The 22,453-nt window shown below is 37.8% G+C and carries 22 protein-coding genes and 1 tRNA gene; 2 read left to right on the forward strand and 21 right to left on the reverse strand.

The features are described from left to right. Nucleotide 1: 1 nt before the first annotated feature. The 10 genes from gpmI to AO843_RS10545 form a co-directional block, all read right to left on the reverse strand. On the reverse strand, nt 2-1,543 hold the full coding sequence (gpmI, locus tag AO843_RS10505; RefSeq protein ID WP_054611077.1) for a 2,3-bisphosphoglycerate-independent phosphoglycerate mutase: 1,542 nt from the start codon (nt 1,541-1,543) through the stop codon (nt 2-4). Beyond that, a complete protein-coding gene (gene tpiA / locus AO843_RS10510; RefSeq protein WP_054611078.1) occupies nt 1,536-2,297 on the reverse strand; it encodes a triose-phosphate isomerase in 762 nt (253 codons plus the stop codon). The genes gpmI and tpiA overlap by 8 nt, the downstream gene beginning before the upstream one ends. A gap of 27 nt (nt 2,298-2,324) precedes the next feature. After that, nucleotides 2,325-3,509 carry a phosphoglycerate kinase gene (gene pgk, locus AO843_RS10515; RefSeq protein WP_054611079.1) on the reverse strand — a complete coding sequence of 395 codons (1,185 nt, stop codon included), beginning with the start codon at nt 3,507-3,509 and terminating at the stop codon, nt 2,325-2,327. 547 nt (nt 3,510-4,056) lie between these two features. Continuing rightward, on the reverse strand, nt 4,057-5,073 hold the full coding sequence (gap, locus tag AO843_RS10520) for a type I glyceraldehyde-3-phosphate dehydrogenase (RefSeq protein WP_054611080.1): 1,017 nt from the start codon (nt 5,071-5,073) through the stop codon (nt 4,057-4,059). A gap of 132 nt (nt 5,074-5,205) precedes the next feature. Beyond that, a complete protein-coding gene (locus tag AO843_RS10525; protein WP_054611081.1) occupies nt 5,206-6,255 on the reverse strand; it encodes a sugar-binding transcriptional regulator in 1,050 nt (349 codons plus the stop codon). Between the two features lie 176 nt (nt 6,256-6,431). After that, complete coding sequence (locus tag AO843_RS25375) at nt 6,432-6,554, reverse strand: hypothetical protein (RefSeq protein ID WP_255250346.1); 123 nt, start codon at nt 6,552-6,554, stop codon at nt 6,432-6,434. Nucleotides 6,555-6,810: 256 nt separating this feature from the next. Further along, nucleotides 6,811-7,044 (reverse strand): glutaredoxin family protein, encoded by a 234-nt coding sequence (locus AO843_RS10530; RefSeq protein WP_054611082.1) that lies wholly within the window; start codon nt 7,042-7,044, stop codon nt 6,811-6,813. A gap of 200 nt (nt 7,045-7,244) precedes the next feature. Next, entirely contained in the window at nt 7,245-9,515 is a 2,271-nt protein-coding gene (locus tag AO843_RS10535; RefSeq protein WP_054611083.1) for a S9 family peptidase, read from the reverse strand. Between the two features lie 137 nt (nt 9,516-9,652). Beyond that, nucleotides 9,653-10,402 carry a TPM domain-containing protein gene (locus AO843_RS10540; RefSeq protein ID WP_054611084.1) on the reverse strand — a complete coding sequence of 250 codons (750 nt, stop codon included), beginning with the start codon at nt 10,400-10,402 and terminating at the stop codon, nt 9,653-9,655. Next, entirely contained in the window at nt 10,402-10,983 is a 582-nt protein-coding gene (locus AO843_RS10545) for a LemA family protein (protein ID WP_054611085.1), read from the reverse strand. Before AO843_RS10545 ends, AO843_RS10540 begins: the two co-directional genes overlap by 1 nt. A 131-nt stretch (nt 10,984-11,114) precedes the next feature. Between AO843_RS10545 and AO843_RS10550 the strand changes: the two genes are divergently transcribed. Beyond that, complete coding sequence (locus tag AO843_RS10550; RefSeq protein WP_054611086.1) at nt 11,115-11,729, forward strand: spore coat protein; 615 nt, start codon at nt 11,115-11,117, stop codon at nt 11,727-11,729. Nucleotides 11,730-11,783: 54 nt separating this feature from the next. Here AO843_RS10550 and AO843_RS10555 read toward each other — a convergent pair whose 3' ends face one another. From AO843_RS10555 to AO843_RS10570, 4 genes are all read right to left on the reverse strand, one after another. Beyond that, nucleotides 11,784-12,506, reverse strand: a complete 723-nt coding sequence (locus AO843_RS10555) for an amino acid ABC transporter ATP-binding protein (RefSeq protein ID WP_054611087.1) — start codon at nt 12,504-12,506, stop codon at nt 11,784-11,786. Then, the gene (locus AO843_RS10560) at nt 12,503-13,207 is read right to left on the reverse strand and encodes an amino acid ABC transporter permease (RefSeq protein ID WP_054611088.1); all 705 of its coding nucleotides are present in this window, start codon (nt 13,205-13,207) and stop codon (nt 12,503-12,505) included. Before AO843_RS10560 ends, AO843_RS10555 begins: the two co-directional genes overlap by 4 nt. 84 nt (nt 13,208-13,291) lie before the next feature. Then, nucleotides 13,292-14,089, reverse strand: a complete 798-nt coding sequence (locus tag AO843_RS10565) for a basic amino acid ABC transporter substrate-binding protein (protein WP_054611089.1) — start codon at nt 14,087-14,089, stop codon at nt 13,292-13,294. Nucleotides 14,090-14,588: 499 nt separating this feature from the next. After that, nucleotides 14,589-14,663: transfer RNA gene (locus tag AO843_RS10570), tRNA-Arg, on the reverse strand. Nucleotides 14,664-14,971: 308 nt separating this feature from the next. Here AO843_RS10570 and clpP point away from each other — a divergent pair. Further along, nucleotides 14,972-15,562, forward strand: a complete 591-nt coding sequence (clpP, locus tag AO843_RS10575; RefSeq protein ID WP_054611090.1) for an ATP-dependent Clp endopeptidase proteolytic subunit ClpP — start codon at nt 14,972-14,974, stop codon at nt 15,560-15,562. Between the two features lie 65 nt (nt 15,563-15,627). Here the strand turns inward: clpP and AO843_RS10580 are convergent, their stop codons facing one another. The 7 genes from AO843_RS10580 to AO843_RS10610 form a co-directional block, all read right to left on the reverse strand. Next, nucleotides 15,628-15,885 (reverse strand): HPr family phosphocarrier protein, encoded by a 258-nt coding sequence (locus AO843_RS10580; RefSeq protein ID WP_054611091.1) that lies wholly within the window; start codon nt 15,883-15,885, stop codon nt 15,628-15,630. Between the two features lie 113 nt (nt 15,886-15,998). Continuing rightward, nucleotides 15,999-16,946, reverse strand: a complete 948-nt coding sequence (whiA, locus tag AO843_RS10585) for a DNA-binding protein WhiA (RefSeq protein ID WP_054611092.1) — start codon at nt 16,944-16,946, stop codon at nt 15,999-16,001. A gap of 65 nt (nt 16,947-17,011) precedes the next feature. Further along, nucleotides 17,012-18,007, reverse strand: coding sequence for a gluconeogenesis factor YvcK family protein (yvcK, locus tag AO843_RS10590; RefSeq protein ID WP_054611093.1), 996 nt, complete (start codon nt 18,005-18,007; stop codon nt 17,012-17,014). Between the two features lie 4 nt (nt 18,008-18,011). Beyond that, on the reverse strand, nt 18,012-18,905 hold the full coding sequence (rapZ, locus tag AO843_RS10595) for an RNase adapter RapZ (protein ID WP_054611094.1): 894 nt from the start codon (nt 18,903-18,905) through the stop codon (nt 18,012-18,014). A 9-nt stretch (nt 18,906-18,914) separates the two neighbouring features. Next, nucleotides 18,915-19,382 (reverse strand): NUDIX domain-containing protein, encoded by a 468-nt coding sequence (locus AO843_RS10600; RefSeq protein ID WP_054611095.1) that lies wholly within the window; start codon nt 19,380-19,382, stop codon nt 18,915-18,917. Between the two features lie 336 nt (nt 19,383-19,718). Further along, nucleotides 19,719-20,663, reverse strand: a complete 945-nt coding sequence (trxB, locus tag AO843_RS10605) for a thioredoxin-disulfide reductase (RefSeq protein WP_054611096.1) — start codon at nt 20,661-20,663, stop codon at nt 19,719-19,721. A 231-nt stretch (nt 20,664-20,894) separates the two neighbouring features. Next, the gene (locus AO843_RS10610) at nt 20,895-22,418 is read right to left on the reverse strand and encodes a tetratricopeptide repeat protein (protein WP_054611097.1); all 1,524 of its coding nucleotides are present in this window, start codon (nt 22,416-22,418) and stop codon (nt 20,895-20,897) included. Between the last annotated feature and the right edge of the window lie 35 nt (nt 22,419-22,453).

Raw genomic sequence — 22,453 nt, forward strand, 5'->3', positions numbered from 1 at the left:
ATTAATTCTCCTCTTTTTCAATTAATGATTGACCTGTCATTTCAGTAGGCTGTGACACCTCTAATAATTCTAACATGGTTGGCGCCAAATCGGCTAAAATGCCACCATTTCGTAAAACAACATTTGGTTTTGTCACAATTACTGGAACAGGATTTGTTGTATGAGCTGTCATTGGCTCCCCAGCTAACGTTACTACTTCATCAGAGTTCCCATGGTCAGCTGTAATAATAGCTGCGCCACCTTTTGCTAGGAGCGCATCTACTACTTTCCCTAAGCATTCATCTACTACTTCAATGGCTTTAATGGTTGGTTCAAGCATTCCACTATGACCAACCATATCAGGGTTGGCAAAGTTAAGAATAATACCATCAAATTTTTCAGCCTCAATTTCTGCAAGTAAGGCTTCTGTCACCTCATAGGCAGACATTTCAGGTTTTAAATCGTAAGTGGCAACCTTTGGAGATGCAATTAAAATACGTTCCTCACCTAGGAATTTTTCCTCACGCCCACCGCTCATAAAGAATGTAACGTGTGGATATTTTTCTGTTTCGGCAATGCGTAACTGTGTTTTACCGTTCGTCGCTAACACTTCACCGATTGTATTTTTCAAGTTGTCATTTTCATAAGCAATCTGTGCATTGACCTCATCACTATAATGAGTGAAAGAAACAAATTTTAAATTTTTTGGCTGTTTTGTAGATACAGCAAACCCATCAAATCCTTCATTCGTGAACGCTTTTGATAGCTGTATAGCACGGTCAGGACGGAAATTAAAGAAAATGACTGCATCGTTATCGCCAATTGTTGCAACTGGCTCTCCATGCTCTTGTATGCTGAATGGAATGACAAATTCATCTGTTACTTCACGTTCATAGGATGCTGCTACACCACTTTTTGCACTTTCAGCTGTTTGACCGACACCATCTACAAGTACGTTATAAGTAAGAGCGACACGATCCCATCGCTTATCACGATCCATTGCATAGTAACGTCCATGAATAGAAGCAAATTGACCTACTCCAATTTCGGCCATTTGTTGTTCTGTTTCTTCAATATAGTCTAATGCTGTTGTTGGTCCAACATCGCGACCATCTAAGAAGCCATGAACGAAAACGTCCGCTAAACCTTGTTGCTTTGCAAGCTTTAATAGCGCAAACATATGCTGATAATGACTATGAACACCACCATCTGATAGTAAGCCTATAAAATGCAACTTTGACTGATGAGCTTTTACATGTGCCACCGCATCTAAAAATGCTTGATTCGTAAAGAAATCTCCTTCACGAATCGATTTATTTAGGCGTGTTAAGCTTTGATACACAATACGGCCAGCACCAATATTTAAGTGCCCCACCTCAGAATTACCCATTTGCCCCTCTGGTAACCCAACGGCTTCTCCAGATGCTGTTAATGTGGCGTGAGGGAATTGGCTCCAATAGCGCTCAAAATTTGGCTTTTTGGCCTGTGCTACTGCATTTCCGAATGTTTCATCCCGAAATGCAAAGCCATCTAAAATAATTAATGCTACTGGCTTTTTAGGCATTTGCTGCCGCCTCCACTAATGTTAAATAAGATTCTGGTTGTAAACTTGCTCCGCCTACTAATGCGCCATCAATATGTTCTTTTGTTAAAAGCTCATGAATGTTGTCAGGTTTCACGCTACCACCATATTGGATTCGAACAGCATTGGCCGTTTCAGTACCATATAGTTCCTCAATGACAGAACGAATCGCTCCGCATACTTGATTGGCATCATCTGCTGTAGCCGTTTTACCCGTACCTATCGCCCAAATTGGTTCATAGGCAATGACCATATGCTCTACTTGCTGTGCTTCAAATCCAGCAAGTGCCGCTTTAATTTGACCCGCAACCTTATGCTCTGTCGTTCCCGCTTCACGTTCCTCTAGCGTTTCACCACAGCAAATAATCGGTACGATATTATGTGCAAGTGCTGCTGCTACTTTTTTATTAATAGCATCATCTGTTTCATTGTAGTACTCGCGACGTTCTGAGTGTCCTAATATGACATAGTCCACTTCCACACTTGCTAGCTGTGCAGGACTAATCTCGCCAGTAAAGGCACCTTCATTTTCATAATGCATTGTTTGTGCACCAATGGCTAACTCTGATTCACTAGCAACCTGCACAAGTGTAGGTAGGTAAAGTGCTGGTGCGCAAATTACAGCGTCTACTTTATCATTGGAAGGAAGTTTATCCTGTACGGCATCTACAAACTGAATAGCTTCCTCAAATGTCTTAAACATTTTCCAGTTACCTGCAATAATTGGTTTACGCATCGTCTTGCCTCCGATTTTTTATTTGGCTTATTTATCGTTTAGTGCAACAATCCCTGGAAGCTCTTTACCTTCCATTAGCTCTAGTGAAGCACCACCACCTGTAGAAATGTGATCCATTTTATTGGCTACTTCAAATTTTTCAACTGCTGCTGCAGAGTCACCACCACCGATTACTGTATACCCTGATGTTGTTGCCATTGCTTCAGCCACCGTTTTTGTACCATTTGCAAATTTATCCATTTCAAAGACACCCATAGGTCCATTCCAAATGATTAATTTAGAATTTTTAATGACTTCTGCATAGTTAGCAGCTGTTTTTGGTCCAATATCTAAGCCCATCCAATCGGCTGGAATAGCGTCTACATCCACTACTTTTGTTTCCGCATCTTGTGAAAATTCATTTGCCACTACCGCATCAATTGGCATATGTAATTGCACGCCTTTTGCTTTCGCTTTTTCAATAAATGATTTTGCTAGCTCAATTTTATCTTCTTCTAACAAAGATTTTCCAATATCGTAGCCTTGTGCCTTGATGAACGTGAATGATAAACCACCACCGATAATTAAGTGGTCTACTTTTTCTAATAAACTTTCAATAACACCAATTTTATCTTTAACTTTGGCACCACCGATAATCGCTGTAAATGGATGTTCAGGATTCGATAGCGCTTTGCCAAGTACATCTAATTCCGTTTGCATCAAGAAACCTGATACTGCGGGAATGTGCTTAGCGATTCCTTCTGTAGAAGCATGTGCACGGTGAGCTGCACCGAATGCATCATTGACATAAATATCAGCTAGCTGCGCAAACTGCTGTGCTAAGGCTGAATCATTTTTCTCTTCACCTGCATGGAAACGAACGTTTTCAAGAAGTAGAATGTCCCCTTCTTGCATGTTCGCAACAGCTTCTTCTACCACTTCCCCGATGGATTCATCTAGCTTCGTAACAGGTTTACTCATTAACTCTGCTAAACGAATGCCAACTGCTGTTAAGCGCATATCTTCTTTTACTTCACCTTTTGGACGACCTAAGTGAGAAGCTAAAATAACTTTTGCACCTTGCTCTACTAAGTATTCAATTGTCGGAATAGCTGCACGAATACGCGTATCATCTGTAATGACACCATCCGCCATTGGAACATTAAAATCAACACGCACAAAAACGCGTTTACCTTTTACATCAATATCTTTCATTGTCTTCTTATTTAACATGAAGAAACTCCCTTCAAAGTTTATTTTAGTCTTACATCCTTGTGTTTTACCCAACTTGGCTCCACACCATGCTTACTAAATTGAAAAGGCACTTTGGTACTTTTTTAGGATATCATCTAGAGTGTTTGTGATTCTCCAACATTTGATAATGAACCCTAATACTTGTTTTTATAGTAGCAAAAGTTACTTGCTATGTCTTGCAATCACCATGTATCAATTACGTCTCAGCGTAATTGCGTCCAGATTTTTTTCGAGCTTGCTCGAAAAGCTCCTCTTCAAAATCTGTGACATCCGCTGGGGCTTTTACCTTGATTCAGTCGGTGTTTGGACACCACTGAATCAAAGAGAGCAATTTGTGTATTCATCTCACCACCTATAGAGGTGGACGTTTTCTGCTGAATCTAGATAAAAAAGGAGTAAGGGTAAAATCCCTTACTCCTTTTACCCTTGTATATTATATCTATTCGATATTATAAAGGCTATACTTTTTGTGCATAAAAAGCAGTATTATGTCACACTTTTTACTCAAAATGTCGAAATATGATACTTATTTATTGTTTAACCCTTGTTCAGCAATGTATAAAGCTAAGTCCATTAAACGAGTAGAGTAACCAATTTCGTTGTCGTACCAAGCTAGAACCTTCACCATTTTGTTTTCTAATACCATTGTTGAAAGACCATCAACAGTAGAAGAATGGTGGTTACCGTTATAATCAATAGAAACTAATGGTAGTTCATTGTAGTCTAAAATGCCTTTTAATTCATTTTCAGAAGCTTCTTTTAATACCGCATTAATTGTTTCTTTCGTTACATCTGCCTTTAATTCTAGTACTAAGTCTACACATGATACGTTAGGTGTTGGTACTCGCATAGAGAAGCCATCCAATTTACCTTTTAATTGTGGTAATACTTTAGATACCGCTACTGCTGCACCAGTTGTTGTTGGAATCATAGATACCGCACCTGCACGTGCACGACGTGGGTCAGAGTGTGGGAAGTCTAAGATTCGTTGATCGTTTGTATAAGAGTGAATTGTTGTCATCATACCGCGTTCAATGCCAAATTTCTCATCTAGCACTTTCGCTACAGGCGCAAGACAGTTTGTTGTACAAGAAGCATTTGAGATAACATCATCAGTTGCAGGGTTATAGTCTGTGTGGTTGACACCCATTACAAATGTAGGCATCGCTCCTTTTGCTGGTGCAGAAAGGATTGCTTTTTTAGCTCCTGCTTCAATATGCTTACCTACTTCCTCCACTGAACGGAAGTGACCAGTACATTCAAGAACTACGTCTACTCCTAATTCACCCCATGGTAATTGTGAAGGATCTTTTTCAGCATATACTTTTATACGTTGTCCATTCACTACGAAAGAATCTTCATCTGCATTGACTTCAGCATCATAGATACCGTGGACTGAATCATATTTCAATAAGTGTGCAAGCTGACCTGCATCTGTTAAGTCGTTTACGGCTACTACTTCAAATTCACTTTGCTTCATTGCCTCACGAAATACTAAACGTCCAATACGTCCAAATCCATTAATCGCTAATTTTAATGCCATTGTTAATTCCTCCAATAATGTGTTGTAATGTCTGTCTCCGTTGAAATAGAGACATTAAACTTGCTTTTATGCTCATTCAAAAAGTGCTTCAACACTTTTTGAGATCGAGTGACATGGTAATACTCACATCCATCATTCAAGATGGCTGTTGTCAGAAGATAAAGTAGCAGCAATTGCTTTTGCAGCTGCTTCATCAGTGATAAATATAGTTTGCTTTGGTGCAACTTTAAAATAAGATAGCATCGCATTGACCTTTTGCTTTCCTGCTGCAACGGCAATAACTTGCTGACTATTTTTTACCTGCTCAAGCTGAATACCAATCGTGCGTATACGATGTACGATTTCTCCTTCGGCATTAAAGTAATAGCCAAAAGCTTCACTTACCGCGCCCTTCTCCTCAAGAATGCGCAAATCCTCAAGAGATGAATTGCGTCGAATCGCCATTTCCTCTGCCGACCCAATTCCATGGATGACACAATCTGCACGCTCATAAAATGCCATCATTTCAGTTACCATCGGCTCTGTTAACATGGCTTGATATGCTTGCTCACTTAAATGCTCAGGTAAAAATAATGTACGGTACTGTGCCTCCATCTGCATGGCAAACGTTGCAACAAGCGTATTGGCTTGCATTTGCATTTCATGACCAATTCCACCACGTGCAGCAACAAAGGTAATGTCTTTTTCCACATCTAATGGATGTAAAAATTGTGCAAGAGAGGCTACGGACTTTCCACCCGTGACCGCTACTACCTGCTCATCGAAAGCAGTGGACATAAATTGCAAAGCTGCTTCTCTGCCAAGCAAGGTTAGGATTGTATTGTCTTCATTGTAATCACCTGGAACAACAACGACACGTTGTATGCCAAAATGATTTTCAAGCAATTTTGCAAGTTGGGTTAGACCAGACCATTCATAAACGATGGCTCTTAATTTTTCAATAACTACTTCACCATCATCTGTACATACCATACCCGACTTTTGTGAATCTAATAACCCTTGTTCACGTAAAATGTCAGTTTCTTTACGAATTTCTCTTTCTGTCATTTTTAATGAATCTGCGAGTGTTCGACGTCCGATAGGTTGCATGAGTTGAACGGTTTGCAAAATTCGATATCTAGATTGCAGAAGCGGATACATTTCAGGAAGTAGCCTTTGCTGTGCCTCTGGAATAGTTAACATATTTATCTACTCCCTTTTTAATAGAAGTGGGTCTATTTTTATCCCACCATATTATTTTGTGTCCCACTTATGATTTCATTATAATATGCATGATTGGAAAGCGCAAGTAATTGTATAGATTTGGATTAAAAAAAAAGCCCCATAGCAGTGTAAATAGCTACGAGACATTGATTTATTTATTTTGTGAAAGATAAAATTGCGTTTTTCTTGAATCCTTCTAAAGCTTTAGTTGCTTCATTTTTATTTGTAAATTCAAAAATACGAACATCCTTTTTTTCAAATACTGTAATAACCCACATTGTAAAATCTCCTTCACATCATTTTTTTGTAATATAACAATCACTTGAATTTGTGATACTTTTGATAAACTGTTTTATAACAACTTCTTACTTGATACCTATTCTACTCTGATTTTTATAAAATGAAAGCTTAATGTGAAGGTCTTCACAAACTGTTCAAATTCAAACCGCTTTCATTGAACAATTTGTGAATTGTGTGAATTACAGCTAATAATAGAGCGATTTTTACCGTTAATAACTTTTTAAAGCATGCAACTTAGCTTCCTAATCGCTCCATTAATGTGGCATAATCCAGATTGCCATATTGGATGACGACACCATCTTTTTCTACTACCGGAATCATTAACATATATTTTTCATGAACGCTATCATCCTCTTCGATATCCATGATCTCAATATCGAATGCTATATCTTCCTGTACAAGCTTTAATGTATGCAAGCCCTCCACACATAATGGACAATTCGCCCGACTAAAAAATTGAACAATCATTGATCGCACCTCCTGGCTCCATTATAAACGAAGTGCTTTTACTCGTTGATTGCTTTTGTTGTAGGAATAGAATCTTTTTGAGTTAGCTCATTGTATTTCTTCATACGACCGTAAGAAGACTAACACTATCTACCTACTTATAAAAAATTAAAGGCATTGAGTGCGAATGACAAGCACATCAATGCCTTTTGGCTATTATGTTATTTTAAATGTTGATCGAGGAATTTCACCATGGCATTATAGAACTCGATTCTGTTTTCTTCATTCGCGAAGCCATGTCCTTCATTATCCTTTAACATATACTCTACGTCTACACCTCTAGCACGTAAAGCCTCTACGATTTGATCGGATTCTGCTTTGTTGACACGTGGATCATTTGCACCTTGCGCAACAAATAAAGGTGTTTTAATTTTATCAGCATGGAAGACAGGAGAAGCAGCTGTTAATAATTCTTTATCTTTCTCTGGATGACCTACTCGTTCATAAAACAAGTCGCGCATAGTTTCCCAGTATGGTGGAATTGTATCTAATAATGTAAAAATGTTAGACACTCCTACATAATCAACTGCTGCTGCATATAAATCTGGTGTATACGTAATACCAGCTAATGTTGCATAACCACCAAATGATGCACCGTAAATACCGATTCGTTCAGGATCGGCGATGCCTTGGTCAATCGCCCATTGGACACCATCTGTAATATCATCTTGAATTTTTAGACCCCATTGCTTATTACCGGCTTGAAGAAACTCCTTCCCATATCCAGTCGAAGAACGGAAGTTTACTTGTAGCACTGCATAGCCACGGTTTGCTAATAACTGTACTTCTGGATTGAAGCCCCACATGTCACGGGCCCATGGTCCACCGTGCGGATTTACGATAAGAGGAAGATTTTTAGCCTCTTTATTTTTCGGCAAAGTTAAATAGCCATTTATGATTAACCCATCACGACTCTTATAAGAAATAGGATGCATTTCGGCAAGTTCTTCAGCTTTTAACCAAGGACTTAATGTCGCTAATTCTGTTAATTCATCTGTTGTTGAATCATAGTAATAATATTTTCCATAGACAGTGTCACTCGAGACACTCACAATAAATTTTGTCATCTCTTTATTGTAGTCATTTATACCAAATTCGCTTTCATGAACACCAAGTTTGTTTTGAATTTTACGGAATAACTTTTCAAAGTCTTGATCAAAGAATTGATAATGAATTTTATCCGTAGCATAAGCGCCATACAATAATTTATCTTGTTCAGCACTATACATTACACCTGAAACATCCACTTCATCATTGGACATTATTACTTCTTCATTACCCTGTAAATCATACTTCACCACTTCTACTTTGTCTCGGCCTTTATTCGAAGTAGCGTATATAAATTTATTGTCCTTTGAGAAGGATAGTGGTCGTACTTCATCCCCAGCTCCCATTTCAATAAATGGTCTGAATTCATCCTTTTCTGAGTCTCGATAAAGGATAGCTCCTTCCACTCCATCAGTAGCAACAGCTATACGTACATCGCCATTACGATCTGCCAACCAAGTTGTAATATTGCCTGGGTTTTTGGCAACGTGAGTCATTTCACCCGTTTTTATATTCAGCTTGTACACATCAAAAACGGTCGCATCCTCTTTATTCATCATAATAAGAATTTCATCTTTCACACCCTGTAGGCTGTCCAATACTCCTACTGTCACGTTAGGATATGGCGTTAAATCTTTTTCCTCAGAGCCGTTAAATGTTGTAGAATAAATATGGAAGTTTTCATCTCCACCTTTATCTTTCAAATAAAGTAAAGCATCATCCTTCCAGAAAAAACCTGCGATATCTCGATCTTTAGATCCTGAGACACGAACTGGCTCACTATCATCATTCATTTTTTTCACGAATACATTCGAGCGGTTTTCCCATGCAGAGGCAAATGTAATATAATTACCATCAGGGGAAAGCTCGTAGCCAAAATTCCCTGGATTTTTCATGAAATCTTCGACGGAAATTTCTTTTACCCCTTCATTATTGGAACCATTTTTTATATTTTTAACATTGTTAAGAAGTTTAGCAACATCTTGTTTCGTAATAAAATCTGTGCTTGATGTTACTCCATTAAAGAAACCAAGCTTATTGGCTTTTTCTAAATACTCTTCCAGTGACGTTTCTTTTTCTTCTTTATCGACAGCTCTTACTAAAATCCGAGCTGCTTGATCACGTTTAATAGAAGAGCTTAAATCTGTAATCTCCCCAGCCTTTACCCATTGATCCTTAATTTGTTGACGCATTGAATCAGAGCCGTGCTGGAATGTTAAAGCTGTTACTGCTAAATTTAGAAATTCTTGCGCTGAAAGATGTTCCTCTTGTGCTATGACGATATTTGTTTCATTTGCAGCACGTACTTCTTGCATGGTTGCAGGAATAACCGTAGAAGTTGTTAAAATAATTGCTAATGATGCAGTTAAAAATCTTTTTTTCAAAATGATCCCTCCCTATATCAGTTTACGCTATATCGATGGTCGATACATTTAAATTATACCAATTTTAGTATTATTGTCAATATTTTCATATCCATATTTAAAAGCGAACTAAACAATTAGCTCGCTTGTGATTTGTATTAGAATTTCCGGCTTGCCCCTCCGCCTGCTGAAGATCCACCACCAAACCCTCCAAAACCGCCTCCACTCGAACGTCCTCCGCCAAAGCCGCCAGGGTAACCACCGTATCCTCTACCCCGGGGTCCTCCGCCACCTTTCGAAAAGAATGAAGAAATAATGATGACAATGATAATGATGACAATCATAAGCCAAACTGGCATCCCTTCATCCTCATTTGCGCCTGCTGGTAATTCACCATTCCAATTATACTCTTCTGCGACAGCACGAAATAGCTCAGCATATGTAGCTTGAAAGGCTTGATCATTATTACCTTCACTTGCAAAAGGGTAAAAAGCATTATCTAAAATACGCCCTAATTTACCGTCTGGTAACGGACCCTCTAAACCTTGACCAACAGCTATCACCACATCATTTTTCCCTTCACCCTGTCCAAATGTAGCGAGTATAAGTGCCCCATTATTTTTCTCTTTATCGCCAATGCCCCATGAGCGAAGCAATTTTGTAGCATACATCTTCGGCTCCTGCCCATGAAGACTGTCAATGGTTACGACCATGATTTCAGCACCTGTACCTTTATCTAGCTGCTCCGAATAATGGTTTAATTCCTGTTTTACCTCTGTAGATAAGACATTAGCAAAATCATGTATATACGTATTTTTCATCGGTGACGGCATTGCCGCTTTCGTCTGATCCGTGCAAAAAAGAAGCACTGAACAAACGATAATTAACTGTATAATACAACGCTTCATCACTGTGTACCCGATTGACTAAAATCAATAGATGGTGCTTGATCAGCACCCGCTGCGGCTTTAAAGTATTCTTTTTGTTCAAAACCAAACATTCCTGCAATTAAATTACCAGGAAAACGTTTGACATGTTTATTAAATTGTTGTACCTCATTATTGTAATCTTCGCGTGCCACTGCCAATCGATTTTCAGTGCCTGCAAGTTCATCCATTAACTGACGGAAATTAGCATCTGCTTTTAAGTTTGGATAGTTTTCAACGACTACCAGTAAACGACTTAGTGCACCAGTTAAAGCATCATTCGCTCCAGCTTGCTGCGCTGGTGTATTCGCACTGCCCATTTGAGCTCGTGCATCTGTAATATCTGCAATCACCTGTTGTTCATGACTCGTGTAGCCTTTCACAGATTCAACCAAATTAGGAATTAAATCATAGCGGCGTTGGAGCTGATTTTCAACTTGTGCCCATTTTGAATCTACATTTTCCTCTCCAGTTACTAAACTGTTATATTTAGGGATCAATAGTAGTGCAAATACTATAAGAATGATGACAATTATCCCAATTGGTCCAAACCATTTCTTCATTTTAAAAACCTCCTTGACTTGCATTTCCTATAGTTAGTCTACAATTTCGACTTTGAATTTATACCGTATGAAATTCGTTTGGCTTGACATACTAAATACTGCAACAAAAATTAAATGAGGAGGCGTTTTTTTTGTCACAATCGTTTTACAACGAATCATCAAATCAAACAAATTTCAATCAACAACATAGCCTAAATCATGGTGGCCACGAAATGATGGACATGCATGAAGTAATTGGCGAAATTATCGCCGGTATGAACCAAGCCATTATTTTACGTCCACATGTAAAGGATCAAGAATTACTCAGCATTTTGGATCGCCAATATAATTTTACATTGGGCATGTATAACACAATAGTTGAGTCCTTTAAAACGGGTCATGATCCATCAGTTCCTACAGGGCGTTACCAAATGGAAACAGGGAATGACTTCAAATACGGCTTATCTCCGGGACAACCAAAAAAGCCGATGCAAAATGCCAATGAAATAAATGATGAAGCAATTTCCGGCTTCTTACTAGGCGCTCAAAAAGGAGCAGCAAAATGTATGACGGCTGCTGCAACAGAAACGACAAACCCTGTTGTTCGTCGTGTTGTTGCTGATAGTATTCCCAACTGTATTGAAATGGCATACGAACTATCCATTTACCAAAATAAAAATGGCTATTATCAAGTGCCTCAGTACTCTCAACAAGATATGCAAACAATGCTTAATGCATACGATACAACCTCTAATCCCCTTCATTAAACATCAAAAGGCAGTCCATAGTGATGAGTTCTCATCATGGACTGCCTTTTCTAATTATAGTACTTTTCCTAAAAATGCTTTAGTACGTTCATTTTGTGGGTTTCCGAATAGTTCCTCAGGCAAACCCTCTTCCACAATATAGCCACCATCCATAAAGACTACTCGATCACCAACTTCACGAGCAAAGCCCATTTCGTGTGTGACAACGATCATTGTCATCCCTTCAGCAGCTAGATTTTTCATAACATCTAGCACCTCTTTTACCATTTCAGGATCAAGTGCAGAAGTAGGCTCATCAAATAAAATGGCCTTTGGCTTCATCGCTAAAGCACGTGCAATGGCTACACGTTGTTGTTGTCCACCTGACAGCTGTTCAGGATAATTATAGGCTTTACTGTCGAGACCCACCTTTTTTAACAGCTCATGTCCAAGCGCTTCAGCTTCTGAACGACTCATTTTACGAATTTGCATAGGTGCCATCGTGACATTATCGATGACGTTCATATGCGGGAAGAGGTTAAATTGTTGAAACACCATACCAACTTCTGCTCGAATCGCATTGATATTTGTTTTCGGATCATTGATCTTCACATTTTCAATATAAATAGCACCATCCGTTACTTCTTCTAGCATATTAATGCAACGTAAAAAAGTACTTTTTCCTGAACCAGAAGGTCCAATTACACAAACAACTTGTTTTTCTTGGATTTCATAATCGATTCCTTTTAATACCTCTAGCTTACCAAAATATTTGTGTAGGTTCTCAATTTTTATCATCTTGCTTCCCGCCCTTCTGCCTTACGAGGGACATAACTATTGCTAAATCGTTTCTCAATAAATGCGACAATCTTCGTTACACCATAAGTTAATATTAAATATAATAATGCAGCAACAATGTACGGTTCCCAGAAGCGGAAGCTTGCACCTGCTACTACTTTACTAGCGTATAAAATATCTGGTGCTGCAATAACTGTTACTAGTGAGGAATCCTTTAATAATGCTATGAATTCATTCCCTAATGGCGGGATCATACGTCTAAATGCCTGTGGTAAAATAACCTTACGCATCGCTTGGTTATGTGTTAGTCCAAGAGAACGAGCAGCCTCCATTTGTCCCTTTGCAATACTTTGAATACCTGCACGGAAAATTTCCGCGTTGTAAGCAGCACAGTTTAAAATAAGCGCTGCAATCCCTGAAACCATATACCCTAAAGAATGACCAAAAATTGTTGGAATAACGGCTAAGTGTATTAATAAAATTTGAACAAGCATTGGTGTTCCGCGGAATAAATCGATATATAACTTTGATGGCCAATATATCCATTTTTTACTTGATAATTTTCCTAGTCCTAAAAATAGTCCTAAAAGAATACCGCCAAAATAACCACTAAGTGTCAAAATAAGTGTTACGCCAATACCTCGTATAAACATATCTCGGTAGTTCCAGACAATGTCCCAGCGTAGGTCAAAGATGTCCATCCGAAAACCCCATTTCCCCTTTAAAGTTACGTAAATTAAATGAGCCGCTAGCATAGTGACCTATGCTAGGACATCACCATTTTATTACTCGAAATCAGAGCCTGTAATTTCTTTTAATTTACCGTTTTCTTTAATCTTTTTTAGACCTTCATTTAGTTTGTCTAATAGTTCTTTGTTCCCCTTTTGAACCATAAAGCCATAGTATTCTTTTTCGAATGCATCATCTTGAATGATTTTAATTTTTTGATCTGGATGCGCTTTAATATATTCGTACACTACTGCATTATCTCCAATAGCTGCATCAACGTTACCATTTAACATCTCTTGAATCGCGATTGGTTGGCTTTCAAAAGCCATAATATTTGTACTTGCTTCACCTTGTAGCTTTTTAGCTGCCATATGACCAGTAGCATTAATTTGTACAGAAACCTTTTTATCTTTTAATTCATCTAATGATTTAATCTTTGAATCTTCTTTCACAACAATTAGTAATTGAGATTCATAGTAAGGGTCAGTAAAGTCAAATGATTCTTTGCGCTCATCTGTAATTGTAATCCCTGAAGCACCAATATCTGTTTCACCGTTTTTAATTGTTTGGAAAACTGGCTCCCAGCCAATATTTTTCCATTCTACTTCAAAGTCCATTTCATCAGCGATTGCATTTAAAATATCAACATCAATCCCCACAATTTTACCTGTATCGTTAACAGACTCAAACGGTGCAAAAGTTGCTTCTGTACCTACTTTATAAACTTTCTTGCCATCTCCACCATCTTCTGAAGGTGTACTACCCGAAGATGAATTGTCTTTTGTGCCGCATCCTGCAAGTGCTAAAGTTAGAGCTGCTATAACCATAAGTAACATCCATACTGTTTTTTTCATTGCATTTCCCCCTATTTCGATATTTTCCAACATGCGTATTATTTTTCGCAATTCGGAAATGTTAGACTATTAGGTCAATTATATTAACATTATAGTATTTACACAACAACTTTTCGCATAAAACTAAATATTTTTTCATATTAATTAATGATTAAATCATTTAAATAGAAAAAATAAGTATAAATAACAAGAAATTAAACCTAAAACTAATATATATACAATTAAAACAATGCCGAAATTCGATAAATTTTGGCAAAAAAAAAGGAATCCCCTCAGAAAGGATTCCTTTTTTCGACTATTACTAGCCACCACGTACAGTATGTTCACTAAAAAATAATTTGGAGTTGTTGCTTTTTTGAAGGTTTGAAAGGAATAAATAGGGGAATAATGCCAACTAGGGCAGCATTCCCATTACTTTTCCCCTCGATCCCCACTAAGCAGGCTGCTAAACTACTTATTAGGAGATTGAGCTATAACAGTATATAAATATTCAGTAAAATGGCGCCCTCGGAGGGAATCGAACCCCCAGTGCAAGAACCGGAATCTTACGTGTTATCCATTACACCACGAGGGCAAAAAAAAAAGTACTCACTCTAGGCTTCCAAAAAGCATGATGTAGATAATCCTCATTTTGAAGCATACCTGCAAAACAGTGACTTGTACTTTAAACTTATAACCTTACTCATTATACAAACGTATCACATATAATTCAACCATAGAATGCAAAAAGAATGGATTTTTTTTTATTTAATTAATTTCACTTTAGCAGGGTTAATATTTGACCTTCCCTGACTATAATGTGTATGATAAGGTTACAGCTGAAATAACAATGAAAATTTCAGCAAAGGTATTCGAATTTAGTTTTTTGAAGGAGGATTTAACATGAATTTAATTCCTACAGTTATTGAACAAACAAGTCGTGGTGAACGTGCATATGACATTTACTCACGTCTACTTAAAGACCGTATTATCCTTTTAGGAAGTGCTATTGACGACAATGTTGCTAACTCAATTGTCGCACAGCTCCTTTTCCTACAAGCAGAAGATCCAGATAAAGACATTTCTCTTTACATTAATTCACCAGGTGGATCAATTACGGCTGGTATGGCTATTTATGACACAATGCAAATTATTAAGCCACAAGTACAAACAATTTGTATTGGTATGGCAGCATCTATGGGTGCATTCCTACTTGCTGCAGGTGAACCTGGTAAACGTTTTGCATTACCAAATGCGGAAGTAATGATTCACCAACCACTAGGTGGTGCACAAGGTCAAGCAACAGAAATTGAAATTGCTGCTAAACGTATTCTATTCTTACGTGAAAAATTAAACGGCATTTTATCTGAACGCACTGGTCAACCACTTGAAGTCATTGCAAGAGATACTGACCGCGATAACTTCATGACAGCTGAACGTGCAAAAGAATATGGTTTAATCGATCACATTATGCACCGTAGCGATACTAAATAATAGTAGAAGACCTCACAGAATAGCTCTGTGAGGTCTTTTTTATTTGATTAACATACGATTGATGGTTAATCTTCATTTTCAATAATGGTTGCTAACGCTGAAACCGCTTGCTCAGCATCATTGCCTTCACTACTTAAAGTAACTTCTGTACCTTTAGCAACAGCTAAGCTCATGACACCCATAATCGACTTGGCATTTACTTTTTTTTCATCTTTTTCTAGGAAGATATCCGCACTGAAACGATTTGCTTCCTGCACAAATAGTGCCGCTTGTCTAGCTTGTAGTCCTAATTTTAATTTAACCTGGACTCTTCTCTCGATCATTCTCAAAACTCCCCTTCACTACCGTTCATCTATTAGTTTTATCTTACCTTACTTACTAGCAAAAGAACAATAAGCGATTACGCATGACATTCATACCTGAAAAGTATGAAAACTTAACCACCTATTTTTTCACCGCGTCTTAATGCATCCGCAATTTCATCGATTTTTCTTAATCGATGGTTTACACCTGATTTGCTGACAGTACCACTGGAAACCATTTCACCAAGCTCTTTTAGCGTAACATCTTGGTACTCTACACGTAATCGTGCTATTTCACGAAGCTTCTCTGGTAGTTGGTCAAGACCAATTGAATTTTCAATAAATCGAATATTCTCTACCTGTCGTAATGCTGCTCCTATTGTTTTGTTTAAATTGGCCGTTTCACAGTTCACAATACGGTTAACACTATTGCGCATGTCTCGCAATATCCGAACATCCTCAAATTTCATCATTGCCTGATGGGCACCAACAATATTAAGGAAATCTGAAATTTTTTCCGCTTCCTTTAAATAAGTAACAAAGCCTTTTTTGCGTTCGATTGTTTTGGCATTGAGTTCAAATTCATTCATTAAATCCATCAATGCCTCACCATGTTCTTTATATAAAGAATAGATCTCTAAATGGTAGGCTGATGTTTCTGGGTTATTGACAGAGCCTCCTGCTAAAAATGCACCTCTTAAATAGGCTCTTTTTTGACCATTCTTTTTAATGAGCTTTCTAGAGATCGTATGATTAAATTGAAAGTCGTCTGAGATGATTTCTAAATCAATTAACAGCTCGCGTGCCCCTTCTCTTACACGACAAATATATACGTTATTTTTTTTCAATCGCATTTTCTTGCGAACTAGTAATTCTACATTGTACGGATACAACTTTTTCATAATCGTATATAGTCTTCTTGCAATTGCAGCGTTTTCAGTTTGCACGTCCAAGCTTAGTTGTTTATTAGCAAAGGATAATGAACCATTCATACGAATTAGGGCAGATACTTCTGCTTTCATACAATGATCGTCCGCTTCTATTTGGGTTAATTCTTTTTTGGTTTCAGAAGCAAAAGACATATCACGCCCCCCTTTCAATCATAATTTCTATGTATATGTTCATCTTACCATATACAATTAACACTTTATGTTTCTATTATTGGTCCTCTTACTGGTTGATGGTAAAGACCAGCATAATCTACCAGCCACTCTGCAACATTCGTAGCATTATGTCGTACCGTCCCATCCGGACGAATTGTTGCAATATCACGTCTAATAACCTCTAATCCCATACTTTCAAGTTTTGCCACATCAAATGTCACTGGCTCTGCTCTTTCCTCTTTATACAATTCTTTAACAGGATTCGGCAGTTCTTCATCATTTACTAAAATCGAATCAATAAAGGAAGCGCCAACATGCTTATGTATGGCTGTTACATGGTCACCTGCTGTATAAGAGATTGTTTCACCTTTTTGTGTCATTAAATTACAAACGTACACTTTTCTTCCTTTTGCTTTTACAACAGCTTCGCCAATCGCCTTCACAAGCAGGTTTGGAATAATACTTGTGTATAGGCTTCCTGGTCCAATTAATATATAGTCTGCACGCTGAATTGCCCGAATAGCTTCTGGTAACGGTTTCACATTTTCAGGTACTAAAAAAACGCGATCAATGCGTTTTGTCGCTGTTGGAATTTTTGATTCACCTTCAATGATTGAACCATCCTCTAGCACAGCATGTAAGTTTATTTTTTTATTGGCTGCTGGTATCACGCGGCCATGCACTTTTAAAACCTTCCCCATCTCACTTATAGCATGACTAAAATCTCCGGTAATATCAGTAAGTGCCGTTAGCATTAAGTTTCCTAAGGAATGACCACGTAAATCCTCTGATGCTGAAAAACGATATTGAAACATCTGCTCCACTAGCGGTTCAATATCTGATAATGCTGCAATGACATTACGAACATCACCAGGTGGTGGGATATCATAGTCATCGCGTAAACGGCCTGAAGAGCCCCCATCATCTGCTACTGTCACAATGGCAGTGATATCAAACGGGTGGTGCTTCAGTCCACGAAGTAATGTAGATAGACCTGTGCCACCACCTATTACCACAAGCTTTGTTTGCTTTTTCCCCATTCACTCATTCCTTTCTACGATTAATATCACGATGCGTAATAACCGTATTTTCTTTGCCGGCTAAATAGGCCCCAAAAAATTCTGCTAAGGTTACTGAACGATGTTGACCGCCTGTACAACCAAAAGCAATGACAAGTTGCGATTTACCTTCTTGTCGATAAAGAGGAATCATAAAGTCGAACAAATCTGTTAGTTTTTGTATGAGTATTTGCGTATCTTCCAAAGCTAAAACATAAGAGGATACTTCTGTTTGAAGACCTGTCTTTGGACGTAGCTCTTCCACATAATATGGATTTTTAAGAAAACGAACATCAAATACTAAATCTGCATCAATTGGCATACCGTGCTTAAAGCCAAAGGACATGATGTTAACGGTAAAAATAGTATCTGCATCACTAGCAAATTCCTTGACAATCTTTTCACGCAATTGCTTTGGTTTCATGTTAGATGTGTTATAAACAAAATTAGCACGGCCCTTTACTACCGATAAAAGCGCTCGTTCTTGTTTAATGCCATCTAAAGGTAAACCGTTTACTGCCAATGGATGGGCCCTTCTTGTTTCTTTATAGCGTCTTACTAGTGTGGCATCGTCAGCATCTAAAAATAAAATACGAGCAACAATATCGCCTTCTTTTAGTATATGGTCTAATGCCCCTATAAGCGCATCAAAAAAGTTGCCTCCACGCATATCCATTACAGCCGCAATACGCGTACTATTTTTTCCAGAATCTCTTAGCAGAGTTAAAAAAGTTGTAAGTAACGCCGGTGGTAAATTATCAATACAGTAATACCCTAAATCTTCAAAGCTTTGAATAGCTACGGTCTTTCCAGCCCCAGACATTCCTGTAATAATAACCAATTCATGTGTACTTTGTTGGCCTTCAACCACCACTGTCATGCAACTCCTTTATTGTTCTTTTGATATTTGTATTTTTTGATGTAGTAATTCAAAATTCGTTGTATAGTCAAACGTGCCATACTGAATACCTGATTGCGAAACAGCAAATTGTAAATTAGTGCGATCTCCTTCAGCCATTGGCAAATGTGCTAAATCCTCAACTGGGTGCCATGCAAGTTTACCTTCTCTAGTTTCTACAAATGGTATACCTTCTACATCTTTAGCAACGAATGTATAAAGCATCCATTCATCTACGACTTCATTATTTTCTATAATGACCATCGTATAAACACCCTTTAGGTGAACATTTAGAGGTATAACATTTGTCTCTTCTTGAAATTCACGTATAGCTGCTTCAAAGATTGACTCTCCGCTTTCCATTTTTCCACCAGGAGCAACGTACCAACCTCGTCTTGGTTTTTGGAGTAATAATACTTTACCGTCTTTTACGGCAATTAAATTTGCAATTCTTTGCATAGGCACACCTCTAATCACTTTTGCATTCTACTCTCCATTATAGCAAGACCTTGCAAGATTTGTCCTCATTTACAACTCTCATACCTAGACATTTAACAATTTAGTTTTATTCAAGAGCTACACATTAATTGGGTGCAAAGCTCACGTTTTTTTCACGATCCATACAAATAAAAAAGTAGGTTGCTCCCACCCAATTGAGGTGGAAACAACCTACTAAACAAAATAAAAGGGGGATTGCTAATTACATTTTTAATCATACACCTTTTATATGTCATTCAAGTTACAACAATATTAAAACCACATTAAAATTGTATTTTTTTCCTAAAAATAGCCATGTTATGCATTAATTTTCTCTAATAGCTCTTCTACATAATGCTGTACAGCTTGTGCAGCAATACTGCCATCACCAGTCGCTGTAACAATTTGACGAAGTGATTTTTCACGTACATCTCCAGCTGCAAAAATACCTGGGATTGTTGTTTCCATATTATTGTTTGTCAAAATATACCCAGCATCATTTAAAATCCCTAAAGATTCGAATGGTTTTGTTAAAGGTAGCATACCAATATACACAAACACACCATCTGTTTCAAACTCTGATTCAGTTCCATCTAAAGTAGATTGCAGTGTTACACTGCCAACTTTACCATTAGCTTCATTAATTTCTTTTACTGTTGCATTCCAAATGAAATCAATTTTGTCATTTGCAAAGGCACGATCTTGTAGAATTTTTTGTGCTCGTAATTTATCACGACGGTGGACAATTGTTACTTTATCAGCAAAGCGTGTTAAATATACGCCCTCTTCTACAGCAGAATCTCCCCCACCAACAACTACAAGATTTTTTTGTTTAAAGAACGCACCATCACAAACTGCACAGTAGCTGACACCACGGCCGCCAAGTTCTTTTTCACCAGGCACACCCATTTTTTTATACTCTGCACCAGTAGTAATAATAATGGCACGTGTTTTATATTCTTTTGTACCTGATTTAATTGTTTTATATTCTTCCCCATCGATGATTTCTGTTACATCACCATAGGCATATTCAGCACCAAATTTTTTAGCATGATCAAACATTTTAGTAGAAAGCTCTGGCCCTAAAATTGTATCAAAACCAGGATAGTTTTCTACTTCCTCTGTATTGGCCATTTGCCCACCAGGGATTCCTCGTTCTATCATAAGTGTTGACAGATTGGCACGTGATGTATAGACAGCAGCAGTCATCCCAGCTGGACCTGCACCAATGATTACTACATCATAAATTTTTTCTTCCGACATAAATACTTCCCCCTAAACAGAATACTTTTTATCTTCATTCAACAAATAGTAGTGAAAGTGTAACGTCACCTACTTAAGATCCCAACTTACAATAAAGGGGATGAAGATAAACCCTTGGCAACTAGCAAGGATAAAAATTCAAATGCAATGCCGCCAGGGCAAATTAATGATAACGTTAGTATGTTCATCGTATGTGAAAGTATAAAGTTATTCAACTATGTTGCTCACACACTAATTATGACTGTTTGGTAAAAAGGCTAACATTTCATCAATATACTTCGTTAAAGTGGCAACAGATACTCCATATTGTTGAGCTATTTCCTTTTTTGTCACTTTAAGCATCTGTGAAGATCTAAATAAATAATCATTTGCACCTGCAATCGCTACAGGATTTGTGAAACGGTAATTTTTATTTAGAGCTTGTTCGCACAGGACAAACCACATTTGAAACATTGGTACAATCATTGTTGATAATTTGCCATACTGCTCTAATAAAATTTCCGGCACATGAACAGCACGTAAAAAGCTTGCCTCTATTTTGTTTTTCTTATCAAATTCATGACCAAGTGCATAAGCTAAAAATAATTTCTCAAATGAACCTAATTGTTCAATATTGACCAATTTAGGATGGGCGATTATTTCTTGCTTATGAGCTGTTTCCTTCAATAAAAACAATCCAAAGATACGCTCACTTGAATAGCTACTTTCTAATTTTCCAACTATAAAATCGCGATCATGTTCTAATGCGTCAAGCGCAAATTCATTGTCATGTTGGCGCCAAGGTTCAAAGCCTTCTTTATCTGGGTCTAACTCTAGTAGTTGACCCCAAGCACTTTTGGAAATCTCCTCATGCCCTGAAAAATAAGCAGCATGTGATAACCAGAAGTAAAATCCTGCATCTCCTACATACCCTCTTTTTTGCATACTACGCAACCATTTAAAGGCTAATTCATATTGCCCTATTAAGGCTAATGTAGCACCTAGTTTATAACGATGCTCCCATGTATATGGCTGAATTTTAACAAGGATATTTAATAGTTCCTGTAGATCCTCTTCATTCTTTTCGTAATAGGCAATTACCGTTAAGTTACAAAGTGCATGTAAGTTTCCCTTATTTTCACGCAGTACCGTATGTAAGAGAGCCTTCGCCTGTTCCTCTTCCCCAACATAAAAATAAGCAAGTGCAAGATTATTATAGGCTGACCAAAAGGCTGGCCGATCTTCAATTAAATCTTCTAAAATATTAATAGCTTCAGGAAAGTCGCCTTTTTCCATATGGCGGCGAGCTTGTTCCTGACGATATAAATCCTCACCAGATCCTTCAAGCTCCTCAAAATCATCTTGCTCGAATGCGACAAATTCTAATATTTCTGCTGCTTCATCCGCATAAGCACCCTCAGGTTCAAGCTGCAAATACTCCTCAGCAAAGCGTTTAGCATCCTGCATGATTCCCACACAACCTGACACTTCTGCCATATAAAAAATAATTTCTGGATTATCCGGATCAATTTGATATGCATGACGAAGCAGATCATACGCTTCTTCAAAACGTTGACCTTCTAACTCTACAATGGCTAGCTGCAAGATAATCATTGGATCATCGGGACTAAGATCTACTGCACGCTGCAAATATTTATAGGCTTTATTCATTTGTCCACTGTTCATAGCTTGAATTGATTTTTTATAATAATAGTCGCCTGTTGGAATGAACGATACTACATTCGATTGGTTCTCATTTTGACGTTTCTTTTCCAATACATTTCCTCCGAAACAAGAAATAAGGAACGTAT

The sequence above is a fragment of the Lysinibacillus sp. ZYM-1 genome, assembly GCF_001308875.1.
Taxonomy (GTDB): domain Bacteria; phylum Bacillota; class Bacilli; order Bacillales_A; family Planococcaceae; genus Lysinibacillus.

What these genes read in the sequence shown, in the direction of transcription:
- AO843_RS10600 (WP_054611095.1), bottom strand. Translation starts at nt 19,382, where the DNA reads ATGCAAAGAATTGCAAATTTAATTGCCGTAAAAGACGGTAAAGTATTA.
- AO843_RS10580 (WP_054611091.1), bottom strand. Translation starts at nt 15,885, where the DNA reads ATGATCGAGAGAAGAGTCCAGGTTAAATTAAAATTAGGACTACAAGCT.
- gpmI (WP_054611077.1), bottom strand. Translation starts at nt 1,543, where the DNA reads ATGCCTAAAAAGCCAGTAGCATTAATTATTTTAGATGGCTTTGCATTT.
- AO843_RS10560 (WP_054611088.1), bottom strand. Translation starts at nt 13,207, where the DNA reads ATGGACATCTTTGACCTACGCTGGGACATTGTCTGGAACTACCGAGAT.
- rapZ (WP_054611094.1), bottom strand. Translation starts at nt 18,905, where the DNA reads ATGACAGTGGTGGTTGAAGGCCAACAAAGTACACATGAATTGGTTATT.
- whiA (WP_054611092.1), bottom strand. Translation starts at nt 16,946, where the DNA reads ATGTCTTTTGCTTCTGAAACCAAAAAAGAATTAACCCAAATAGAAGCG.
- tpiA (WP_054611078.1), bottom strand. Translation starts at nt 2,297, where the DNA reads ATGCGTAAACCAATTATTGCAGGTAACTGGAAAATGTTTAAGACATTT.
- AO843_RS10555 (WP_054611087.1), bottom strand. Translation starts at nt 12,506, where the DNA reads ATGATAAAAATTGAGAACCTACACAAATATTTTGGTAAGCTAGAGGTA.
- gap (WP_054611080.1), bottom strand. Translation starts at nt 5,073, where the DNA reads ATGGCATTAAAATTAGCGATTAATGGATTTGGACGTATTGGACGTTTA.
- AO843_RS25375 (WP_255250346.1), bottom strand. Translation starts at nt 6,554, where the DNA reads ATGTGGGTTATTACAGTATTTGAAAAAAAGGATGTTCGTATTTTTGAA.
- pgk (WP_054611079.1), bottom strand. Translation starts at nt 3,509, where the DNA reads ATGTTAAATAAGAAGACAATGAAAGATATTGATGTAAAAGGTAAACGC.
- AO843_RS10530 (WP_054611082.1), bottom strand. Translation starts at nt 7,044, where the DNA reads ATGATTGTTCAATTTTTTAGTCGGGCGAATTGTCCATTATGTGTGGAG.
- trxB (WP_054611096.1), bottom strand. Translation starts at nt 20,663, where the DNA reads ATGTCGGAAGAAAAAATTTATGATGTAGTAATCATTGGTGCAGGTCCA.
- AO843_RS10545 (WP_054611085.1), bottom strand. Translation starts at nt 10,983, where the DNA reads ATGAAGAAATGGTTTGGACCAATTGGGATAATTGTCATCATTCTTATA.
- clpP (WP_054611090.1), top strand. Translation starts at nt 14,972, where the DNA reads ATGAATTTAATTCCTACAGTTATTGAACAAACAAGTCGTGGTGAACGT.
- AO843_RS10565 (WP_054611089.1), bottom strand. Translation starts at nt 14,089, where the DNA reads ATGAAAAAAACAGTATGGATGTTACTTATGGTTATAGCAGCTCTAACT.
- yvcK (WP_054611093.1), bottom strand. Translation starts at nt 18,007, where the DNA reads ATGGGGAAAAAGCAAACAAAGCTTGTGGTAATAGGTGGTGGCACAGGT.
- AO843_RS10540 (WP_054611084.1), bottom strand. Translation starts at nt 10,402, where the DNA reads ATGAAGCGTTGTATTATACAGTTAATTATCGTTTGTTCAGTGCTTCTT.
- AO843_RS10525 (WP_054611081.1), bottom strand. Translation starts at nt 6,255, where the DNA reads ATGTTAACTATTCCAGAGGCACAGCAAAGGCTACTTCCTGAAATGTAT.